General features: G+C 37.5%; 18 protein-coding genes. 13 read left to right on the top strand and 5 right to left on the bottom strand.

Annotated elements, in window-relative coordinates; genetic code table 11:
- Window positions 1-122 precede the first annotated feature (122 nt).
- From FW754_RS14560 to FW754_RS14545, 4 genes are all read right to left on the bottom strand, one after another.
- The gene (locus tag FW754_RS14560; protein ID WP_446325043.1) at window positions 123-866 is read right to left on the bottom strand and encodes an amino acid ABC transporter ATP-binding protein; all 744 of its coding nucleotides are present in this window, start codon (window positions 864-866) and stop codon (window positions 123-125) included.
- Window positions 867-879: 13 nt separating this feature from the next.
- Complete coding sequence (locus FW754_RS14555; RefSeq protein WP_409512279.1) at window positions 880-1,557, bottom strand: amino acid ABC transporter permease; 678 nt, start codon at window positions 1,555-1,557, stop codon at window positions 880-882.
- Window positions 1,558-1,559: 2 nt separating this feature from the next.
- Window positions 1,560-2,402: an amino acid ABC transporter permease gene (locus FW754_RS14550; RefSeq protein ID WP_446325042.1), complete on the bottom strand. Its 843-nt coding sequence runs from the start codon at window positions 2,400-2,402 to the stop codon at window positions 1,560-1,562.
- Between the two features lie 130 nt (window positions 2,403-2,532).
- Complete coding sequence (locus FW754_RS14545) at window positions 2,533-3,432, bottom strand: amino acid ABC transporter substrate-binding protein (RefSeq protein ID WP_409512277.1); 900 nt, start codon at window positions 3,430-3,432, stop codon at window positions 2,533-2,535.
- Window positions 3,433-3,875: 443 nt separating this feature from the next.
- Here FW754_RS14545 and FW754_RS14540 point away from each other — a divergent pair, with 443 nt between their 5' ends.
- The 8 genes from FW754_RS14540 to hisC all read left to right on the top strand — a co-directional run bounded on the left by FW754_RS14540 (window position 3,876) and on the right by hisC (window position 11,723).
- Complete coding sequence (locus tag FW754_RS14540; RefSeq protein ID WP_409512276.1) at window positions 3,876-5,324, top strand: RNA polymerase factor sigma-54; 1,449 nt, start codon at window positions 3,876-3,878, stop codon at window positions 5,322-5,324.
- 192 nt (window positions 5,325-5,516) lie between these two features.
- Window positions 5,517-5,879 (top strand): ribosome hibernation-promoting factor, HPF/YfiA family, encoded by a 363-nt coding sequence (gene hpf, locus FW754_RS14535; protein WP_409512275.1) that lies wholly within the window; start codon window positions 5,517-5,519, stop codon window positions 5,877-5,879.
- Window positions 5,880-5,983: 104 nt separating this feature from the next.
- Window positions 5,984-6,571, top strand: a complete 588-nt coding sequence (locus tag FW754_RS14530; protein WP_446325041.1) for a cold shock domain-containing protein — start codon at window positions 5,984-5,986, stop codon at window positions 6,569-6,571.
- Between the two features lie 136 nt (window positions 6,572-6,707).
- Complete coding sequence (ibaG, locus tag FW754_RS14525) at window positions 6,708-6,959, top strand: BolA family iron metabolism protein IbaG (RefSeq protein WP_004830087.1); 252 nt, start codon at window positions 6,708-6,710, stop codon at window positions 6,957-6,959.
- Between the two features lie 6 nt (window positions 6,960-6,965).
- Window positions 6,966-8,231 (top strand): UDP-N-acetylglucosamine 1-carboxyvinyltransferase, encoded by a 1,266-nt coding sequence (gene murA, locus FW754_RS14520; protein WP_409512273.1) that lies wholly within the window; start codon window positions 6,966-6,968, stop codon window positions 8,229-8,231.
- Window positions 8,231-8,935, top strand: coding sequence for an ATP phosphoribosyltransferase (gene hisG / locus FW754_RS14515; RefSeq protein WP_409512272.1), 705 nt, complete (start codon window positions 8,231-8,233; stop codon window positions 8,933-8,935). Before murA ends, hisG begins: the two co-directional genes overlap by 1 nt.
- A gap of 262 nt (window positions 8,936-9,197) precedes the next feature.
- The gene (hisD, locus tag FW754_RS14510) at window positions 9,198-10,499 is read left to right on the top strand and encodes a histidinol dehydrogenase (RefSeq protein ID WP_446325040.1); all 1,302 of its coding nucleotides are present in this window, start codon (window positions 9,198-9,200) and stop codon (window positions 10,497-10,499) included.
- Between the two features lie 132 nt (window positions 10,500-10,631).
- The gene (hisC, locus tag FW754_RS14505; RefSeq protein WP_446325039.1) at window positions 10,632-11,723 is read left to right on the top strand and encodes a histidinol-phosphate transaminase; all 1,092 of its coding nucleotides are present in this window, start codon (window positions 10,632-10,634) and stop codon (window positions 11,721-11,723) included.
- A gap of 66 nt (window positions 11,724-11,789) precedes the next feature.
- Here hisC and FW754_RS14500 read toward each other — a convergent pair whose 3' ends face one another.
- Window positions 11,790-13,166 (bottom strand): anthranilate synthase component I family protein, encoded by a 1,377-nt coding sequence (locus tag FW754_RS14500; RefSeq protein WP_446325038.1) that lies wholly within the window; start codon window positions 13,164-13,166, stop codon window positions 11,790-11,792.
- Window positions 13,167-13,412: 246 nt separating this feature from the next.
- On the opposite strand from FW754_RS14500, the gene filA reads away from it, so the two are divergent.
- The 5 genes from filA (at window position 13,413) to filE (ending at window position 19,701) form a co-directional block, all read left to right on the top strand.
- The gene (gene filA, locus FW754_RS14495) at window positions 13,413-14,363 is read left to right on the top strand and encodes a putative pilus system protein FilA (protein WP_409512268.1); all 951 of its coding nucleotides are present in this window, start codon (window positions 13,413-13,415) and stop codon (window positions 14,361-14,363) included.
- A gap of 213 nt (window positions 14,364-14,576) precedes the next feature.
- Entirely contained in the window at window positions 14,577-15,410 is an 834-nt protein-coding gene (gene filB, locus FW754_RS14490; protein WP_409512267.1) for a putative pilus system C39 family peptidase FilB, read from the top strand.
- 47 nt (window positions 15,411-15,457) lie between these two features.
- Window positions 15,458-16,660 (top strand): putative pilus system protein FilC, encoded by a 1,203-nt coding sequence (filC, locus tag FW754_RS14485; RefSeq protein ID WP_409512266.1) that lies wholly within the window; start codon window positions 15,458-15,460, stop codon window positions 16,658-16,660.
- A gap of 12 nt (window positions 16,661-16,672) precedes the next feature.
- Window positions 16,673-18,337, top strand: a complete 1,665-nt coding sequence (gene filD, locus FW754_RS14480) for a putative pilus system OmpP1/FadL family transporter FilD (protein WP_409512265.1) — start codon at window positions 16,673-16,675, stop codon at window positions 18,335-18,337.
- Window positions 18,337-19,701 (top strand): putative pilus assembly protein FilE, encoded by a 1,365-nt coding sequence (filE, locus tag FW754_RS14475; RefSeq protein WP_409512264.1) that lies wholly within the window; start codon window positions 18,337-18,339, stop codon window positions 19,699-19,701. Before filD ends, filE begins: the two co-directional genes overlap by 1 nt.
- Window positions 19,702-19,713 lie beyond the last annotated feature (12 nt).

Raw genomic sequence — 19,713 nt, 5'->3', positions numbered from 1 at the left:
TAAGTAGAATACGATTGATCATAAAATCGGAACAGATGTTAATTGCGGCAGTCTTTGTAAGTTTTTACCTGCAAAAAAGCAGATCGACTGATCTGCTTTTTATTTATTCTTTAAATATGAGATTAATGCACCATTGAAATTTTTTCTAAGAAAAACTTCGTGCGTTCGTGGCGTTCTTCAGGTTTATTAAAAAAGTCATCTGTTGCACAATCTTCTAAAATTTTTCCTTGATCCATGAATATTACGCGACTTGAAACTTTTCGTGCAAAGCCCATTTCATGAGTTACGCACATCATGGTCATTCCTTCTTTTGCCAGTTGAGTCATGACCTCTAAGACTTCACCGACCATTTCCGGGTCAAGTGCAGAGGTTGGCTCATCAAATAGCATACAGACAGGATCCATACACAGTCCGCGTGCAATAGCGACACGTTGTTGTTGACCACCTGAAAGTTGACCTGGAAATTTATCTTTGTGGGCAATTAGCCCGACACGATCAAGATATTCAAGTGCTTTTTTCTGTGCTTCTTCTTTAGGGCGATTGAGGACTTTTACTTGTGCAATCATAAGATTATCAAGTACGGTCATATGTGGAAAGAGTTCGAAGTGTTGAAAAACCATGCCTACACGTGAGCGAAATTGGGCTAAATTGGTATGAGGATCTTTCAGTGTTGTACCATCAACAACAATATTGCCTTGTTGGAATGGTTCTAGTGCATTGACTGTTTTAATCAGAGTTGATTTACCTGAACCTGAAGGTCCACAAACAACGACAACTTCGCCTTTTTCAATGGATGTAGTGCAGTCGGTTAAAACCTGAAAATCTCCATACCATTTTGAGATTTGTTGTATTTCTATCATTGGCATATTGATTCTCCTATTAGCGAATAATTGCGATTTTTTGATGTAAATGCTTCACGAGGCGTGATAGCGCAAAGGATATACAGAAATAGACAATCGCAACAATGAGATAGAATGTCGCTTTAGTTTCTGAACCGTAAGTATTGGCGAGTGTATTTGCATTGCCTAAAAAGTCAGGTGCGCTAATCACATAAACCAATGAAACATCTTGGAAAAGAACAATAGATTGGGTCAAAATGACTGGTAACATATTACGAAATGCCTGTGGCAAAACGACATTTGACATGGTTTGGCCATAAGTAAAGCCGAGGGCATAACCTGCATTAACCTGACCTTTGGAAACAGATTGAATACCTGAACGGACAATCTCTGAGAAAAAAGCCGCTTCAAAAATGGCAAAAGTAACGACACTTGAAAACAATGGGCCATAATAAATATCCGATTGAAAATCGAAAAATTTAGGTAATAGAAAATAGAAGATAAAAATAACTTGAATTAATGGTACGCCACGAAAGAAATCGACATAAAATTTTGCAAAGTTGCTCGCAATTTTATTATTCGAGAGACGCATCATTGCTAGTGGTGTACCAATTAAAATCCCGCCAATGATAGAAAGTATCGTTACGGTTGCTGTAAATTTGAAACCTGCAATCAGTGTATCTATGACGTCCTGATTTTGTAAAATACTAAAATCCATGATTATTTACCTCCCGAACCAAGTCCAGGTACGGACATTCGTTTTTCAATCCATGCCATAAAGTATTTAATACAGTAGGTGATGACTAAATAAACGGGTGTTGAGAGAATCAGAATGACAATATCCTGAGAAGTTTCTTCTCGCATAGTTTTAGTATAAGCAAAGAAGTTTAAGATGCTTAGCGCATAGAGAATGGCTGAGTTTTTAAAGACATTCATTGCTTCAGAAGTTAGCGTTGGCCAAACGATACGATAGGCAACAGGCAAAATTACATAGCGGTAGCTTTGGCTTTGGCTAAAACCCATCGCATAGGCTGCATTTTTTTGTCCATGTGATACGGTATTGATCCCTGCACGAACTTGTTCTGCAACTCGTGCAGCCGTATACAGTCCTAGTGCAAAAACACCGATCACGGCAGGTTTATCATTTAAAATATTTTGCCACCAACCACCATTGACCATTTCTCCACTACCTGTACTGAGGCTAAGTGGAAGGAGCTCGGGAAAAACGAATGCCCAAAAAAATAATTGCACAATCAATGGGATATTTCGAAACAACTCGACATAACATGTACCAATAAAAGCTAATCCTTTATTGGGTAATGTGCGGAGAATGCCAATGAGTGAGCCAAGTGTGAATGCGATGATAAAGGCAATCAGTGCTGTCCAAATCATGGTCCAAACACCTGAACCTAGGAGTTGTAGCCAAGTCGGGGCTTCAGCAACAGGGGAGTAACTTTCACCACCGATAACTTTACAGATGGATTCAGCCCAAGCGGCTTTATCCATTGCATATTCGTTGGAAGGAAGACAATATGCTGTCCAATTGAGTGAGCCAACAGACATGTGTGCTCCTTATAATTGTATTTTTATAAAATAATGAGAGGTCAAAACAGGTTAATGTTTTGACCTACCGATGATTGTTCTCATATAGTGCAAAAAATATAAAATGCGATTTATTTGCACATTAGATCAATCAATTAATTCCGGCATCTGTTGGTTTTGCCATGAGAGCTTTATAAGATGAACTCATAGGCATATTCATATTGACATTTTTTGGTGCAATTGGTGATAAGAACCATTTTTTGTATAGTGCAGCCATTTGACCATTTTTCCACATGCCTGTAACGACACGGTCAGCAATCGCTTTATATGCAGGATCGTCTTTTGGAATCATGATGCCGTATGGTTCAGAAGATAATACAGGGCCGACAATTTTAAATTCTTTTGGATTTGAAGATTTGGCAATGAGTCCTGCAAGAATGTTGTCATCCATCACAAAGGCTGCAGCACGACCTGAGGCAACCATTGCAAATGAGTCAGAATGGTCTTTCCCATAGACATTATTGACATTTACTTTTTGACCTTTCTCACCCATTTTGATGTATTTGTCAGAGGTTGTTCCTTGTGTCGTCACAACGGCTTTACCATTTAAGTCAGCAATGGTTTTAATCGGAGAATTTGCTTTTACAGCCATGCGAACTTCAGTCGCATAGTAGTTGGTTGAGAAACCAACTTGTTGCTGACGTGAAATAGAATTTGTTGTCGTACCACATTCCATATCAATGTTACCCGCTAACATTTCAGGAATACGGGTCGATGACGTTACTGGTTTGTATTCGACTTTTAAATTTGGAAGCTTTAAAGATTTTTTGAGTTCATTCGCAAAGTTATTACAAATATCAATAGCATAGCCCATTGGTTTTCCACCAACCACATATGAAATAGGATCGGAAGATTCACGATATCCTATAATAACTTTGCCTGATTGTTTAATCTTTGAAATGGTATCTGCTGCTTGAACTTGTGAAAATGCTCCACCCGCGATAAGAACGCCTAATGCGGTGGTTAAAATTTTTGTCGAATACTGCTTCATTTTCATGTCTCCATCATTATTTAGTTTTGGCAAATTGTGATTAGCTTATATTTTAAATTAAGCATAATTTATGCCAATGTGCCTATTGTAGAAATATGATCCATCATCTATTTCTTATAGTTTCTATTTTTATACTCGAATTTTGAATATGTAAAGGTTAAAAAGTAATATATTTACTTTTTAGTTGTGTGATTTAGATCTCAAAATTTTGGTAGGATATTTTTATTCTCGAAATGAAAAATAACAAGAGGGTTTTATATTTATTTGAGAACATAGGCTCTTTAGTAACATTTATTAATGTGATGATGATTTAATTTTTTAAATAACTCGATATACATATTTTTATAAAAAAAGTGAATTAAGATGTAAAAATATGAATTGTTATGCTATAAAAAATAAAATAGGCATATTTTTTGCATAACAATTAATTTAAAGGCGCTTTTATGAAGTTATCGATTGGTTTAAAAGTTGCGAATTCATTGTCGTTGACACCACAATTGCAACAAGCCATTCGTTTGCTTCAACTTTCAAGTTTAGAATTAGAGCAAGAAATTCAGATTCAACTCGATAGCAATCCATTATTGGAAAAACTGGAAGAAGAAAATCATTCCATGGAAAGTTTGGATACGATTAAAGAAGAGCAACAAGAAAAAGAACTATCAGAATCTTTAAATGCGGATCATCTACCAGATGAATTACCTGTCGATACGGATTGGGATGATGTTTATACTCATCAATCAAGTGCGATGGAGCGACCTGAATTTGAAGAGCGAGAGGACAATCGTCAGGGCGATGTTTCATTAAAGTCACACATGCTTGAACAGATTAATTTATTGCATTTTTCGCCAGTTGATCGCTTAATTGCTTATTGTATTGTGGATGCTCTAGATGAAAAAGGCTATTTAGATGCTGAAATTGAAGAAATTATAGCTTCAGTACAACATTTACTTGAGCAAATGGATTATGACGTTGAAGAAGACGAAGTTATTGCAGTATTAAAACTGATTCAACGGCTTGATCCGATTGGTATTGGTTCACGAAATTTGGCTGAATGTTTAATGGTACAAGTTGAGTCATTATCAGAGCTTGAGCCATTTCGAAATGAGGCGATATTGCTACTCAAACATTATGGACTTTTGGTTACTAACGACTTAAATAAATTGATTAAACAAACAGGCTTAAATGCGGAAATATTACGTTCAGCAATAGATTTACTGAAGACTTTAAAGCCTTATCCAGGTATGGAATTTGAAAATAAAGATTCAGATTATCAAATTCCCGATGTAGTTGTGATGAAAAAAGATGGGCATTGGCATGTGCAGTTGAATCCTGATGTTATGCCTAAACTTCGGATCAATCCATATTATTCAGGCATGATTCGTCGAGCAGATCAAAGTGATGATAATCAATATTTGCGTAATCAGATGCTTGAAGCTAAAAACTTTATTAAAAGTGTTGATGAGCGACATAAAACTTTACTTAAAGTTGCAACATGTATTGTGAAACATCAGCGTGATTTTTTAGAAATTGGTGCGGAAGGCATGAAGCCTTTAATTTTACGAGATGTAGCAGATGAAGTTGAATTACATGAGTCAACAATTTCTCGAGTAACGACCAATAAATTTTTACTTACACCGCGTGGATTATTTGAATTAAAATATTTCTTTTCAAGTCACGTGAGTACAACGGTTGGAGGTGAGGCATCATCAACAGCCATTCGCGCCAAAATTAAAAAATTGATTGCCGATGAAAATCCGCGTAAGCCATTGTCTGATAATATTATCGCTAACTTATTGAAAGAGGATGGAATTGATGTTGCTCGGCGTACTGTTGCCAAGTATAGAGAGTCGTTACATATTCCATCATCATCAGACAGAAAAGTCTTGATCTAAAATTTAAAATGTGAGTATTCTAAAGGCTCATTATGACGAATTCACGACATAATGAGCCTTTTTTGTTTTTTGGAGTAACTGAAATGATTACATGATGTCGATATAGAATTGAGCATAATTTTTGCAATGTTTCTATCATGGAATTGTTTTGGTTAAGACATTTCAGAGCCTAATAGGGAGAGGGATCGCTTTATGCAAATGACAATTCGTGGACATCATTTAAGTATTACGCCTGCTATTGAAAATACAATTCGAGAAAAATTTGCTCAAATGACCAAGCATCTTGATCAGGTCAATAGTGTGCAGGTGAAATTAAGTAAAGATCATCAGTTGGATAAGCTTTCAAGAAAAGGTAGTGGTAATCATATTGCTGAAGCTATCGTTAGATTGCCTGGAGTAGAGTTGTTTGCTCAGGCTTCAGCCGATGATATGTATAGTTCAATTACACAGTTGACAGAAAAATTAAAAAGACAATTACAGCGACATCGAGATATTCAGGGACAGGCGCAAAGTAATTTTCAACCATTTATAGAAGAAGATCTGCAATTAATTTAAAATATTTTAAATTCACTAAAATAAAAAGAGGCAAAAGAGCTTCTTTTTATATTTATATGATTATAATCGTTTTTTTAAAATAAAATGAATGAAAAGAGTCAATTATGTTTGTTGATGGGGTCGTGAAAAATTATAATACTGAACGAGGATTTGGTTTTATTTCAGTTGATGGTCAAAAAAAAGAAGTATTTTTTCATATTACAGATTGCCCAAACCGTGATATTGAGCCTAAACAAGGCGAGCGGTTTAAGTTTCGTATTGTTGATGATCAAGGGAAATCTAAAGCACAAAATATTGTTCGCTTAGATATTCAGAGTGAAGCTGAAAGACATACGCCACAGAGTCGTGCGAATGCCCGAAAGAATATTACACAGCGTAGAAATAACAAGAAATCAAGTTCAGGTAGTGGTTTAGGAATGACTGTAATCGGATTGTTGGTCATTGTTGGGCTTATTTATATGCTATATGGGAAATATCAGCGTGTTCAGTTAGCAAATCAGCCTGTTGCTACTATTCAGCAAATTGCAGAACCTACCAATTTAAATCCAAACAATTATCGTTGCGATGGGCGGGTACATTGTTCTCAGATGAATTCACGAGAAGAAGCACGTTGGTTTGTACGAAATTGTCCTGGCACAAAAATGGATGGCAATCATGATGGTGAGCCATGTGAAAATGATTCACGTTGGTAAATCTGGATTTATTGATTTGAATTACTCTGGTCTGCATTTTTATTGATAAATAATGTACTGAATGATGAATTTTAAGTAGAACTTATAGTAAAATACTCGGTTTTTACACTGTCAGTCCCATAATGAGGTCTTTGCAATGAATAGTGAACAGCTCACTGAAATTTTAAAAGCGGCTTTTCCTGATGCAGAAGTTGCTGTCAGTGGACAAGCAGGTAAATTTGATCTTCGTATTGTCGATGATCAATTTGAAGGAAAACGTCCTGTTCCTCGTCAACAAGCTGTTTATGCACCGCTTAACTCATATATTGCGAGTGGTGAAGTACATGCGGTAACTATTCGTGCAATGACTAAAGAAGAATGGCGCAAAGCCAGTATGTTTGGAGCTTAAGCGTCAATGGATAAATTTGTCATTCAAGGCGGTGCAAAAATTGACGGTGAAGTTCGTATTTCTGGTGCGAAAAATGCCGCTCTACCTTTATTGGCTGCAATGATTCTTGCAGATAGCCCAATTACCCTTAAAAACGTTCCAGATCTTAAAGATGTTCGAACGCTTGTTAAATTGATTGGTGGTCTAGGTATCACCATGAGTTATGAGGGCGATACTGTTGTTGCAGATACCTCTACACTCGATAATCAGTTTGCACCTTATGAATTAGTAAAAACTATGCGTGCCTCTATTTTGGTGCTTGGTCCATTGTTGGCGCGCTATGGTAGTGCAAAAGTATCATTGCCAGGTGGTTGTGCCATTGGTTCACGTCCAGTCGATCAGCATTTAAAAGCTTTAGAAGCATTAGGTGCAGAAATTGAGGTTGAAGCAGGTTATGTCCTTGCTAAAGTCGATGGTCGCTTAAAAGGTGGTGAAGTCATCTTTGATATGGTGACTGTAGGCGGTACAGAAAATATTTTAACTGCGGCTGTTTTGGCGGATGGTGTAACGACAATTCGTAATGCAGCACGTGAACCTGAAATTACTGATCTTGCGCAAATGCTCATTAAAATGGGTGCGAAAATTGAAGGTTTAGACACAGACACCTTGGTTGTGACTGGTGTTGAGAGCCTACATGGCTGTGAATATTCAGTGGTTGCAGATCGTATCGAAACAGGTTCGTATTTAGCTGCGGCTGCAATTACAGGCGGAAAAGTTAAAACTACACATACAGATCCAAACCTACTTGAAGCTGTTTTAGATAAGTTTGAAGAAATGGGTGCAGAAGTTACTCGTGGTGATGATTGGATCGAACTTGATATGATGGGTAAACGTCCAAAAGCCGTGAGTTTTCAAACTTTACCACATCCAGAATTCCCAACAGATATGCAAGCACAGCTTATGGCAGTGAATGCCATTGGTCGTGGTTTTGCGACAATTTCTGAAACGATTTTTGAAAATCGTTTTATGCACGTTCCTGAGTTAGCGCGTATGGGTGCAAACATTCAGGTTGATGGTAATGATGCGATTGTGACGGGTGTGGAAAAACTATCTGCTGCACCTGTTATGGCAACAGATTTACGTGCTTCATTCTCCTTAGTTTTGGCTGCTTTGGTGGCTGACGGGGAAACAACCATTGACCGTATTTATCATATCGATCGTGGTTATGAAGATATTGAAGCGAAATTACAGGGCTTAGGTGTCCAAATTCAGCGAGTGAGCGAGACAAGTTAATGAGCGATATGAGAAACGATGATCCAAATTTTGACGTAATGGGCAATTTTGATCATGGTTTAACGTTGGCATTGAGCAAAGGGCGCATTCTAAAAGAAACGTTACCTTTGCTTGAAACGGCTGGAATTAACTTATTGGAAGATCCAGATAAATCTCGTAAGTTAATTTTTCCAACCACACACAAACATGTACGTATTCTGATATTACGTGCCTCTGATGTACCGACCTATGTTGAAAATGGTGCAGCAGATATTGGTGTTGCGGGTAAAGATGTCTTGATGGAACATGGCGCGCAAAATGTCTATGAACCATTAGATTTAAAAATTGCTGTGTGTAAGTTAATGACAGCAGGTAAAGTTGGCATGGTTCGTCCGAAAGGTCGTCTGAAAATTGCCACTAAATATGTCAATTTAACACGTCAATATTATGCAAGCCTAGGTGAGCAAGTTGATGTAATTAAACTTTACGGTTCAATGGAATTAGCGCCATTGGTCGGTTTGGGTGATTACATTGTTGATGTGGTAGATACTGGAAATACGCTTCGTGCCAATGGTCTTGAGCCATTAGAAGAAATTTGCCAAGTATCTTCACGTTTGATTGTCAATAAAGCGAGCTTTAAACGTAAGCAAACTTTGTTGAACCCGATTCTTGCACAGCTTGAAAAAGCGGTTGCAGAGCGTGAAGCGAAGAAATTAGCTACATAAAATTTGCAGATTAAATCACCGCCTTAGGGCGGTTTTTTATGGTCTGAATTTTAATCCTACAATGAAAATTGATTGATTAATGTAAGAGAAAGCTTGAATCCATTTAAAATGAAATAGCAGAGATAGAATCATTTGAAATCATTAACCTGACTTTTCAATGAAAATGAGCGTAATTTTCCATCAACTAATAGAGAAATGCCTGAATGAACTTGCCCACAAGATAGACAAAACAAGGTAAACTCAATCTTTACAAATTAACCTTGTGGGTAAATTGATGCGCCGTTTATCGACTCAAGAGCAGAACTTTAAGCAAGTTTTTGCTGACTTGTTGGCTTTTGAAACCGTGAGTGATCCTGAGCTGTTAAAAACAGTAGACCAAATTATTGCAGACGTACGCCAATATGGCGATGCACATGTATTGAAACTCACCCAACAGTTCGATCGACATCCAGCACATCAATTCTCAGATTTAGAACTGACACAAGAGCAACTTAAAACAGCGTTTGATGGGTTAAGTACAGAAGTACGTGAAGCCTTGGAAATGGCAGCCAACCGTATTCGTACATTTCACCAAGCGCAAAAACAAGACGGTTGGTCTTATGTTGATGAGTTGGGTAATACTTTAGGTCAAAAAGTGACACCACTTGACCGTGTTGGTATTTATGTACCAGGGGGGTTAGCATCGTATCCATCTTCAGTATTGATGAATGCGGTTCCCGCACATGTTGCAGGCGTGCAAGAAATTATTATGGTTGTTCCTGCACCGAATGGTGATTTAAATCCATTGGTATTGGCAGCAGCATATTTGGCAGGCGTACATCGTGTATTTACTATTGGTGGTGCGCAAGCTGTTGCAGCCTTGGCTTATGGAACTGAAACCATTCCACAAGTCGACAAAATCACAGGGCCTGGGAATCGTTTTGTTGCAGCAGCAAAACGTGCAGTGTTTGGTCAAGTCGGTATTGATATGATTGCAGGACCTTCTGAAATTTTGGTTTATGCAGAAGGTAAAAATAATGCGCAATGGTTAGCAATGGACTTATTGTCACAAGCTGAACATGACACTGTTGCACAAGCAGTATTTATTACACCCGATGAACAGCTGTTAAATGAAGTTGCGGAAGCAATTGAAGCACATTTAGCAGAATTACCAAAAGCAGAAATTGCACGTACTTCTATTGCAAACCGCGGTGCATTGGTTTTGGTGAAAAATCGTCAAGAAGCGATTGATTTAATTAATCAAGTTGCACCTGAGCATTTAGAGCTTTGCTTAGATGAAGCAGAACAAATGTCTGAAAGCATTCGTCATGCAGGTGCAATTTTCATGGGACGTTATACGCCAGAAGCAATTGGTGATTATTGTGCAGGCCCTAACCATGTTTTACCAACATCGGGTACAGCACGATTCTCTTCGCCACTTGGCGTTTATGATTTCCAAAAGCGTTCGAGCTTGATCATGTGTTCTGAGCAGGGTGTGAAACCGCTTGCGAAAACTGCCGATATTCTTGCACAGCAGGAAAATCTGGATGCACATGCGAGATCGGCAAGATATCGTTATCAGTAATTAAAAAGTATTTAAGCCTCTCCTTAACCTTCTCCTGAATGGAGAAGGAACTTTTATAATATGAAAGAATCCTCTCTTCCGCCATATTCGGCTCAGGGAGAGGTTAGGAGAGGGGCAATAAGAGAAAATAAAATGTCAAATATTACCCCCGAAAAAATGCGTTTTTGGAGCCCTGATGTACGTGAATTAGATCCGTACGTACCTGGCGAACAACCGAAAATTCAAAATATTTTAAAACTAAATACCAATGAAAATCCGTATCCGCCATCACCAAATGTTGTAGCTGCGGTACAAGCTGTTTTGGAAAATTCAGCAGATGCTTTGCGTCTATATCCTGACCCTGATGCGACAGCTTTGAAACAAGCGATAGCTAAACAGCAGAATGTCGATGTGGAAAATGTTTTTGTTGGTAATGGTTCAGATGAAGTATTAGCACACATTTTTAAAGCATTTTTTGTGCAAGAAAAACCGATTCTATATCCAGATATTACCTATAGCTTTTATCCTGTTTATAGTCAGTTTTTTGGCATTGCAGAAAAAACCAAAATTTTGCCGTTAAATGATGATTTTGAAATAGAAGTTAATGACTATAAACAGCCGAATGGCGGGATTATCATTACCAACCCAAATGCACCGACCAGTATTGCACTTGGTTTATCTGCAATTGAAGAAGTGTTACAAGCCAATTCTGATTCGGTAGTTTTAATTGATGAAGCTTATGTAGATTTTGGTGCGGAATCCGCTGTTAGTTTAGTTGAAAAATACGATAATTTGGTCGTATGTCAAACAATGTCTAAATCACGCTCATTGGCAGGTTTGCGTGTCGGTTTCGCTATTGCACAACCGCATTTAATTGCGGCACTTGAAGCGGTAAAGAATAGTTTTAATTCCTACCCTATAGATCGTTTTGCCATTGCTGCTGCTGTCGCTTCATTTGAAGATCAAGCCTATTTTGAAGCGCAAAATAAGAAAGTGATCGAAAGTCGTGACAAATTAACAGTTCAATTGACTGAGCTTGGATTTAAAGTTTTACCGTCTAAAGCTAATTTTATTTTTGTAACATTGCCATCACATGATGCAGGTGAATTGGCGAGTCAATTACGTGAACAAGGTATTATTGTACGCTACTTCAATAAACCACGAATCAATCAATTTTTGCGTATTACCATTGGCACAGATGAGCAAAATCAACGTTTGGTGGATACCTTGAAAACGATATTTTGATCTAATCTCCCCTAACGCTGAGCCATTATTGGCGCAAGGGAGAAGAGCAGGGATAAAAAGCGAATCTTAGGATTCGCTTTTTTTATCTGAAGATTCAGGTTGATACCATGTATTGAGTAAATCCAATATGGCAGAAACTTTATCAAAACATTCTTGATACTCAGCTTCACCATCGGAGGCAATGGTGATTCCACCACCAGCCCAAACTGAAAGTTCATCTTGATACTTTTGGACAGAGCGAATTAAAATATTCCAACTACCTGTACCATCAAAATTAAAATAACCCATTGAACCGCAATATGCACCACGAGGAGCGCCTTCAAGTTCTTCAATAATTTCCATCGCACGAATTTTAGGTGCTCCGGTAATTGATCCTCCTGGTAGTGCAGACAACAGCACATCAACAGGATGAATATCTGATTTTAATGTTGCAGTGACTTCACTGACCATGTGATGAACTTGATTAAAACTTTCAATTTCAAAGAGTTTTGGTGTTTTTACCGTGCCTGTTTCAGCATAAATACTGAGATCATTTCTCAGTAAATCTACAATCATCACGTTTTCAGCTTGATCTTTTTTCGATGACTTTAATATTTGTTTAGATTGCTTATCTAAAATTGGATCAACATAGCGAGGCATTGTGCCTTTGATCGGTTTAGTAACAATTTTTCTTTCACTTTCAAAGTCAATAAATAATTCAGGTGAACAACTGAGCAATTCAAAATCATCAATTTTGAGATAACCTGCATAAGGTGCATTGGTGAGTTTCCACAAGTCTTGTGCTGTATCAATCAAATTTCCTATTGTTTTTGCGGTAAATTCTTGTGTTAGATTAATTTGATAGCAATCCCCCGCTTGAATGTACTCTTGAACTTGCTCAAAAGCATGTAGATATTGTGTCTTATCCCAACGTGCTTGACAGGGTGTCATCATTGAAAATAAAGAGCTTGATGTTGGTTTTTGAAAAATTAAAAAATTGATTTGATTGAAAATTTCTTCTGCATTTTCTTCTGTGCTATAAAAAATCCATTTTTTATTTTCTAAGCGTAAAAACGTGAGATATTGACCTAAAAAAAACGTAGGTTGTTGTCGATGTTGATTGTGTATTTGTTGATTTGCAGCAAAATTATAATCAAAAAAACCGATATAACCACCGTTAAAACCATCAAAATTTTGTGAATTTTTCGTCAGATCAATATCAATAAAAGATTTAAGATCTTGCAATGCAGTTTGCGTATATTCTGATTGATGATCGCGAACATAATGTAGGGCTTTAAAATTACTTTTTTTAATACAATAAGATACGGGTGAAAATGCAATTACAGGCATATTGTTGTTTGCTAAATAGACACAGCCTGTGAGTGATGAAAGGCGTTGTAAGATGAATGCAACATCTAGATCATCGAATGGGCATAAAAGATTAAAAAAGGAAGAGCTTGGCATTACATTCAAAATATCAGAGTTTCTATAATTTTATCTTACTTTCACGATGTAGTCACAGTAATTGCCGTTTGTCGGTTAGTTACTGATTTTGATGAACAGCAGTTGAACAAAAAACAACATGGAGTTAATTTAAAAAGGCAAAACGGATTACTCAAGGATTGATGCTTCTGTTGTAAAAAAATAAAAACAACATGGAGCGGCGGAGAGTGGTTAAAAATGAAAAAAAATGCTCTTGGGAGAGTACACATGAAATTATTTACTAAACTTGCTTTAGTTTCTGCAGTAGCTGTAAGTTCAAATGCAATGGCTATGCAAGCTATGGATGATGCTGCATTGAGCGCAACAACAGGTCAAGATGGTATTTCTATCGGTATTGGTATCTCTAAGGTAGATATTGCTAAAGTTCACGTTTTTGATGGTGATGGTTTGGCTGCTGCTGGTGCTGCTGGTGCTCCAGGTTTTGGTGGTACTGCTACAACAGGTGCAATCACTTTAAATAATGTTGTTCTTAGTGCACCTCATACTTCTGCGGGTGCTTTAGATACTACTCGTATGTTGGCTTCTGGAAACTTAGCTGATTTGACTATTGATACTGATGGTGGTGCAGGAGAACCATTCTTAAACGTTGCTGCTGCAGTGTCTGGTCTTGATATTGAGTTAGGTAAAATTGAAGTTAATGATGCAGCTGGTACTGCGGGTGCATATACTGTTGGTACAGCTAGTGCTGAAATTCTAAGTGGTTTAAGCCTGAAAACAGGTAAAATGAACGCTGTTATCCAATTGGGTAACACACCGCAAGGCGCAATGATTAAGCTTGCTGGTTCTATGACTGGTGGTCTTGAAATTAAAGATCTAGCGATTAAAGATGCATCAACTGGTGGTGGTGGTTACATCGTATTGGGTGGTATCAAAATTAAAGATACAGTTGGTAATGATTTAGCATTAGATGCTGATGTGGCTGTAACTAAACAAGGTCTTGCAATTACTGCAATGAAGGGCTCTACAGATATTTATATCACTAAAGTAGTATTAGGTGGCGGTACTGGTTTTGTTCCTAAATCAGGTGCTGTAGCTGCTACGCCTGGTACTGGTGTAGGTTCTGGTTCAATTGGTGATGTTGCGATTTCTGGCATGAAAGTATTTAATGGCGCTGCTATGACTGATCCAGGTGCTAAGATTACAATCTCTGGTCACTAAGTTTTGTTTATAGTCTAGATAAATTAAAAAAGCGCGTGAGTCCACGCGCTTTTTTTTACTTAAAAATACGATAATGATGAAGTAGTCAAAAAATTAGCTGTATTTTTTTGGAAAAGAAGGTATCTTCTAGTCACAGGGACGTAGAGTGTTTACTCTAAAAATAAAATCAACACTTTAGGCAAATTGAATGCCGATACTAGAATAGTTAAAATTATGTTAGAGATTACTTTAGGTTCGGCATTAATTTATTATTTTGCCAGCCATGCACTAGACATCAAAGAAAAGCCTGCTCAAGCTGTTTATTACACAGAACTTGCAGACTCAAGGGATAAGGCTTTTTCAAAATATCATCGTGAAGCCGTAGAAATTAAACCTGCGCTTGAAAATCAATTTCGTGGCATCGTTCGTCAGGCTTATGACTATAGTTGTGGTTCAGCGGCATTAACTACTTTACTCAATGGTTATGTTGGAACGAATTTGACCGAACAGCAAACGATGGAAGGTTTGCTCAAATTTGGTGAGTATGAACGAATTGTTGAACGTCGAAGCTTTTCATTGCTCGATATGAAACGATTTGTCACGGCTGTTGGATTGCAGAGTAATGGCTATAAAGGTGAGTTTTCCGATTTAGTTAATCAAAAACAACCTGCTATTGTACCTATTTCCTATGCTGGATTTAAACATTTCGTTGTTTTTAAAGCTTATAAGGATGGTCGAGTGTATGTTGCCGATCCTGCCCTCGGTAACATCAGTTTCGATCAAGAGCGATTCAAAGAAATTTGGGAAAATAATACATTATTTATTATTAATGTCGAAGAAGGGCAACGTAAAGATATGCTTGCCCTACAAGATGCAGATCTAAGACATGTTGATGATGCAACAATCAATCGTTATGCGTTGGTTGATGCGCAATTTTCAACGGATTATATGAATAAAATTGCAGATAAAGCATCAACCATGCGAAGAGTCATTGACCAAGATAAGAACTCAGAGACGTATGGTCAGCCAATTACAACCTATATGCGACTCTATTATAAACGTAAATAAAAGATCGATTAAAAATTAGATAATCAAATTCTTTGGTAGGGAATAAAATGAATAATCAATGGATGAAAAGAACACTGCTAGCGATAAGCATTCAATTGGTCATGGGTGGTGCTTATGCAGCCAATGAGGAAAATGCTGTCGATGCAGTTGCAGAAGAAGCAACGGATGTTGCTAGCGAAGCTGTTGTGGATACGGTTAGTGATGTAAAAACAGCAACACAAGACGCTGTTGCACCAGTTGCAGATAAAGTCACCATCAATAAAGATGAAACACCTTCACTTAAACCTGTAGAGGGTAGTCAGGCTGCAAATGCATTACAAAAACAAGAAGGTGATGCAACACAAGAAACCAACCTTCAAGAAGTTTTTACCTCAAATGAGCGTCAATACTCTTTAATTAAAAAGGGTGAAATTTCAACATTTTATGATTTAGATTATTCTTATTACCGTGATACACAAATTAATGCGGCAATGAATGAGGGTAGTTTATATCAATTACGTGTGGATGAAGATGCAAGTCATACCATTACCAATACATTTTCATTTCAATATGGTGTACTTGATAATTTAACGTTTAGTGCGTCTGTACCCTTGATTGCTAAATCAGACAAAATGAAAGATGCCACAACAGCAGGTTTGGGCGATATTAATTTTGGCGCACGTTGGGAGCCATTTCCACTTAAAAATGATCGCTTACCTTTAATCTTATTTGGTAGCTTATCGACTAAAACAGGTGACAGCCCTTATGAGATTAATCCAATAACGGATCTATCAACAGGTAAAGGTTATTATTCAGCAGGTATAGGTGCAAGTACACGTAAGTATATTGATCCTGTCGTTTTATTTGCTTCAGCATCTGCAAATTATGGTTTTAAAGAAACAGGTTTAAATCAAGTTCGTGGTGGTCCAGGTAGCGATACAGTCCGTATCCTAGATGAATTCGAACCAGGGATTACAGCAGGTTTCTCATTTGGTTTTGCATACTCATTTAACTATGACGTATCCATGACAATGTCATATCAACAATCCTTTAACACCAACACATCATTTACTTATACCAATGGCGAATCATACGACAGTGCAGACCAAACGAGCTCAATGTTTTCTATTGCATTGGGTGTACGTGTAAGTCCTGAAACAATTGTCAATGGAACACTTGGCATTGGCTTGACAGAAGATTCTCCTGATGTGTCATTGGGGTTATCATTCCCACTTGATATTCTTGGATTTGGTAAGAAAAAAGCAAGCTAATAGGGGTTTGGTATGAAAAACATACGCTTACGCCCGTTGGTTTCTGCAATTTTATTAACGGGATGCACGACACAAGCTTTTGCACATTTGGGCTTAAACTTGTCTGTTGATGTTCGATCTTTAACTATGGGGAATGCAGTTACTGCAGACCCTCCAGGCATTAGTGCCATTCATTTTAACCCAGCAGCTCTAACTAAACTGAAAGGTTTGCAGACGGATGTACAGGGGCTAATTGCAAATTTTGATGTGCAACGTGAATTTTCAGCACCCGCAGGCTATAACGTTTTTGGTTTTTCTGATGACCCATTAATTTGTAATGATAGTCCAGATAATCCATCAAGCTTGTGTACAGATTTCAAAGATTCTGTTCATGGTGATGTAGAATATGCAAGCTTATATATTCCAATTTTGAAGAAGGTTGTAGATTTAGGTGCGGGTTGGCCAGTAATGGCGCCAACGGGTGGTGTGTCATATAATCCACCTGGCTCTAAATTGACTTATGCAACAGCAGCTTATGCACCAATGGTTGCCGGTTTTGGTTCTGAAAATGGTAATCCTGGTAATTTTATGGGGCAGCAGGTTGCCATTGAGCGTATTACTTATTTATCGCCATCTATTGCTTATCAGGTCAGTGATGAGCTTTCGATAGGTGCATCTATTGGGATGTCATACAATGCAATTGCATTGAAAACAGACTTACGTTTCCCCAATGAAATGATTGGCGTACTACGGATGGTAGATGAATCTGTTTGTGCACCATTTAGAAATGATTCCAATGAAATTATTAACTTACTTTTGTTCGGTTTATGTAATGCCGATGAGGGCATGAATCCATTTGGTAAGTTTGGACAAATGGAAGTCCAAATGGAGCAAAGTCTCAGCCCAAGTTATAATTTAGGGTTAATGTGGGAACCAACGGACGAGTTCGGTTTTGGTATGGTTTATCAAAGTTCTGCAAAAATGCGGATGAAAGGTAAATACTTTATTGATAATGCCAATGCACCACGAGAATTAATCAAAGGTCTTAATCAGTCAGCAACAGGGCAAATTCTTGCAGCTATTTTAGGTTTTCCAGGCTATGTTCCGCCAACAGAGTCGGGTTTAATTGCAATGGATCTTGAATATCCTGCGCATTTTCAAACTGGGATAAAATATAAAATTTTACCTGATTTACAAGTGAATTTTGACTTGGGTTGGACAGATTTTAAAGCATGGGAAAAATTCAAATTTGAATTTGATCGACAAATTTCGGCATTAAAAATTGCGAAACTTTTGTCTAATGATGTTACTGATACATCTTTAGCTTTACCACTTGGCTTCCAATCACCATGGAGTTGGGGCGTTGGTCTAGAATATTCAGCAACAGATCGTTTGAAATTACGTGCAGGTTATGAACCTCGTGCTAGTGCGATTCCAGATGATAAGCGTAATACGATGGTTCCAATTAACAATGCGCAATTGTTTGGTTTGGGCTTAGGGTATCGTTTTGATGAAGATACAGATATTGATCTATCTTTAGCTTTTTTACGTAGCCGAGATAATATTCCAGCCAATACGAGTAGTATGTCCAACCAAACTGGCGTAGGTAATCTGTTATTGAATCCTTATGCAGGTATGGATGTAAAAACCAATACAAAAGTTACAATTTTGGGTCTGAACTATAGAACGAGATGGTAATGGCATTGATGTTAAAAAAAATATTTAGACATACACCTTTGGCATTACTCCTGTTAACAGGAGTTTGTGCCACGGCTGTAGGTGCAGGGTTTTATACCATTATTGGACCTGATGGACGTCCAATGGTGGTTCCTGAGCGAACATCGAAAAAAAAATCAGATGTTCCTCAAATAACAAAAACACCTGAAAAAGTAATATCTGAAAAAATCCAAAATGCGAATGTTCAGTCAAAAGATGTTCATCAAGTACAACGCAATATTTCAAACCTTCCGCAAAAAGCGCAATCTGTCGTTGAACAAACTCAAAATATCGACAAGTCAGCATCAACTCAGCAACAGGCTTTAAATAAAGAAAACTCCGCTAAAAAAGTTGATCAGGTCGCAGTTGCCAAAGTAGCTGTTGTTCCAACGACTCAAAAAGCTGAAGTATTTGAAAAAGTAGATGCAACTCGTAAAGAGCCACAGCCAATCGTGACTGAAAAAATAAATACTCCTATATCAGTAAATCAGTCAGATCAGCCATCTACGACTTCATCGACACAGGTTATACACAGTGATGTAAAACAGACGTCTTTATTGGTAAATAAGCAAGCTGAAACACAATTTACTCAAACTCAACAAGCGTTAAAAGTAGATGAAAAAATTCAATCACAAGACGATCAAAAGCCGAATAACTTTGTTGAAATTGATGGTGTTCAGTATGTAAATAATGAATATTTAGAAGAACGTGAATTTAATTTGGAAGGTAAAAAGCGTTTTTATATCATGCCTGAAGCAGGTTCATCAGGTGCGGGTCATCATGTTGAAACTGTAGAGAGAGAAAAAGGTCTTGGTCATTCATTGATTGAAAAAATTCAGAAACAGAAGCCTGAAATTGCTAAGACAATTGCCTTATCGCCAACGTATTATCGTTTGCCTAAAACAGAAGTTGTTGAGTCGCTACAAAAAGCTTGTTTTACGGATAAAAAAGTTACAAAGGCAAAGATATTAGATTTAAAAAATAAGGATATCGGATTTTGGCCTGTTGCGCCAATCAAAGATGATTTTGCTTATGAAGTGGTCAAGCTTGATCAACAGGTCGAAAATGTTTTATTGACCTCTTATGCTTCGTCACAAAAATCGCCAAGTTATTATTGGCCTTTAGTGGTCTTTTTAGATCAAAAAGGTTGCGTGGTTGAAGGCGTTAGTGGTTTTAAAAATCAAAATCTTGACGAAAACAATATGCAACATGCTGCAATGGAAGGTATTCTGAAAAAGCCAGAAACGGCATCATATATGTTTATGACGCCACTTTCTGCAGCAGTGGATGCTGAAAATATGCAATTAACAAATCAGGGACAAATTAAGCTTAGCGTTATTCGCTAAGTGATGAGAAGA

It is taken from the genome of Acinetobacter sp. 1207_04 (assembly GCF_052850415.1).
This window is presented reverse-complemented; position numbering and strand designations above follow the sequence as displayed.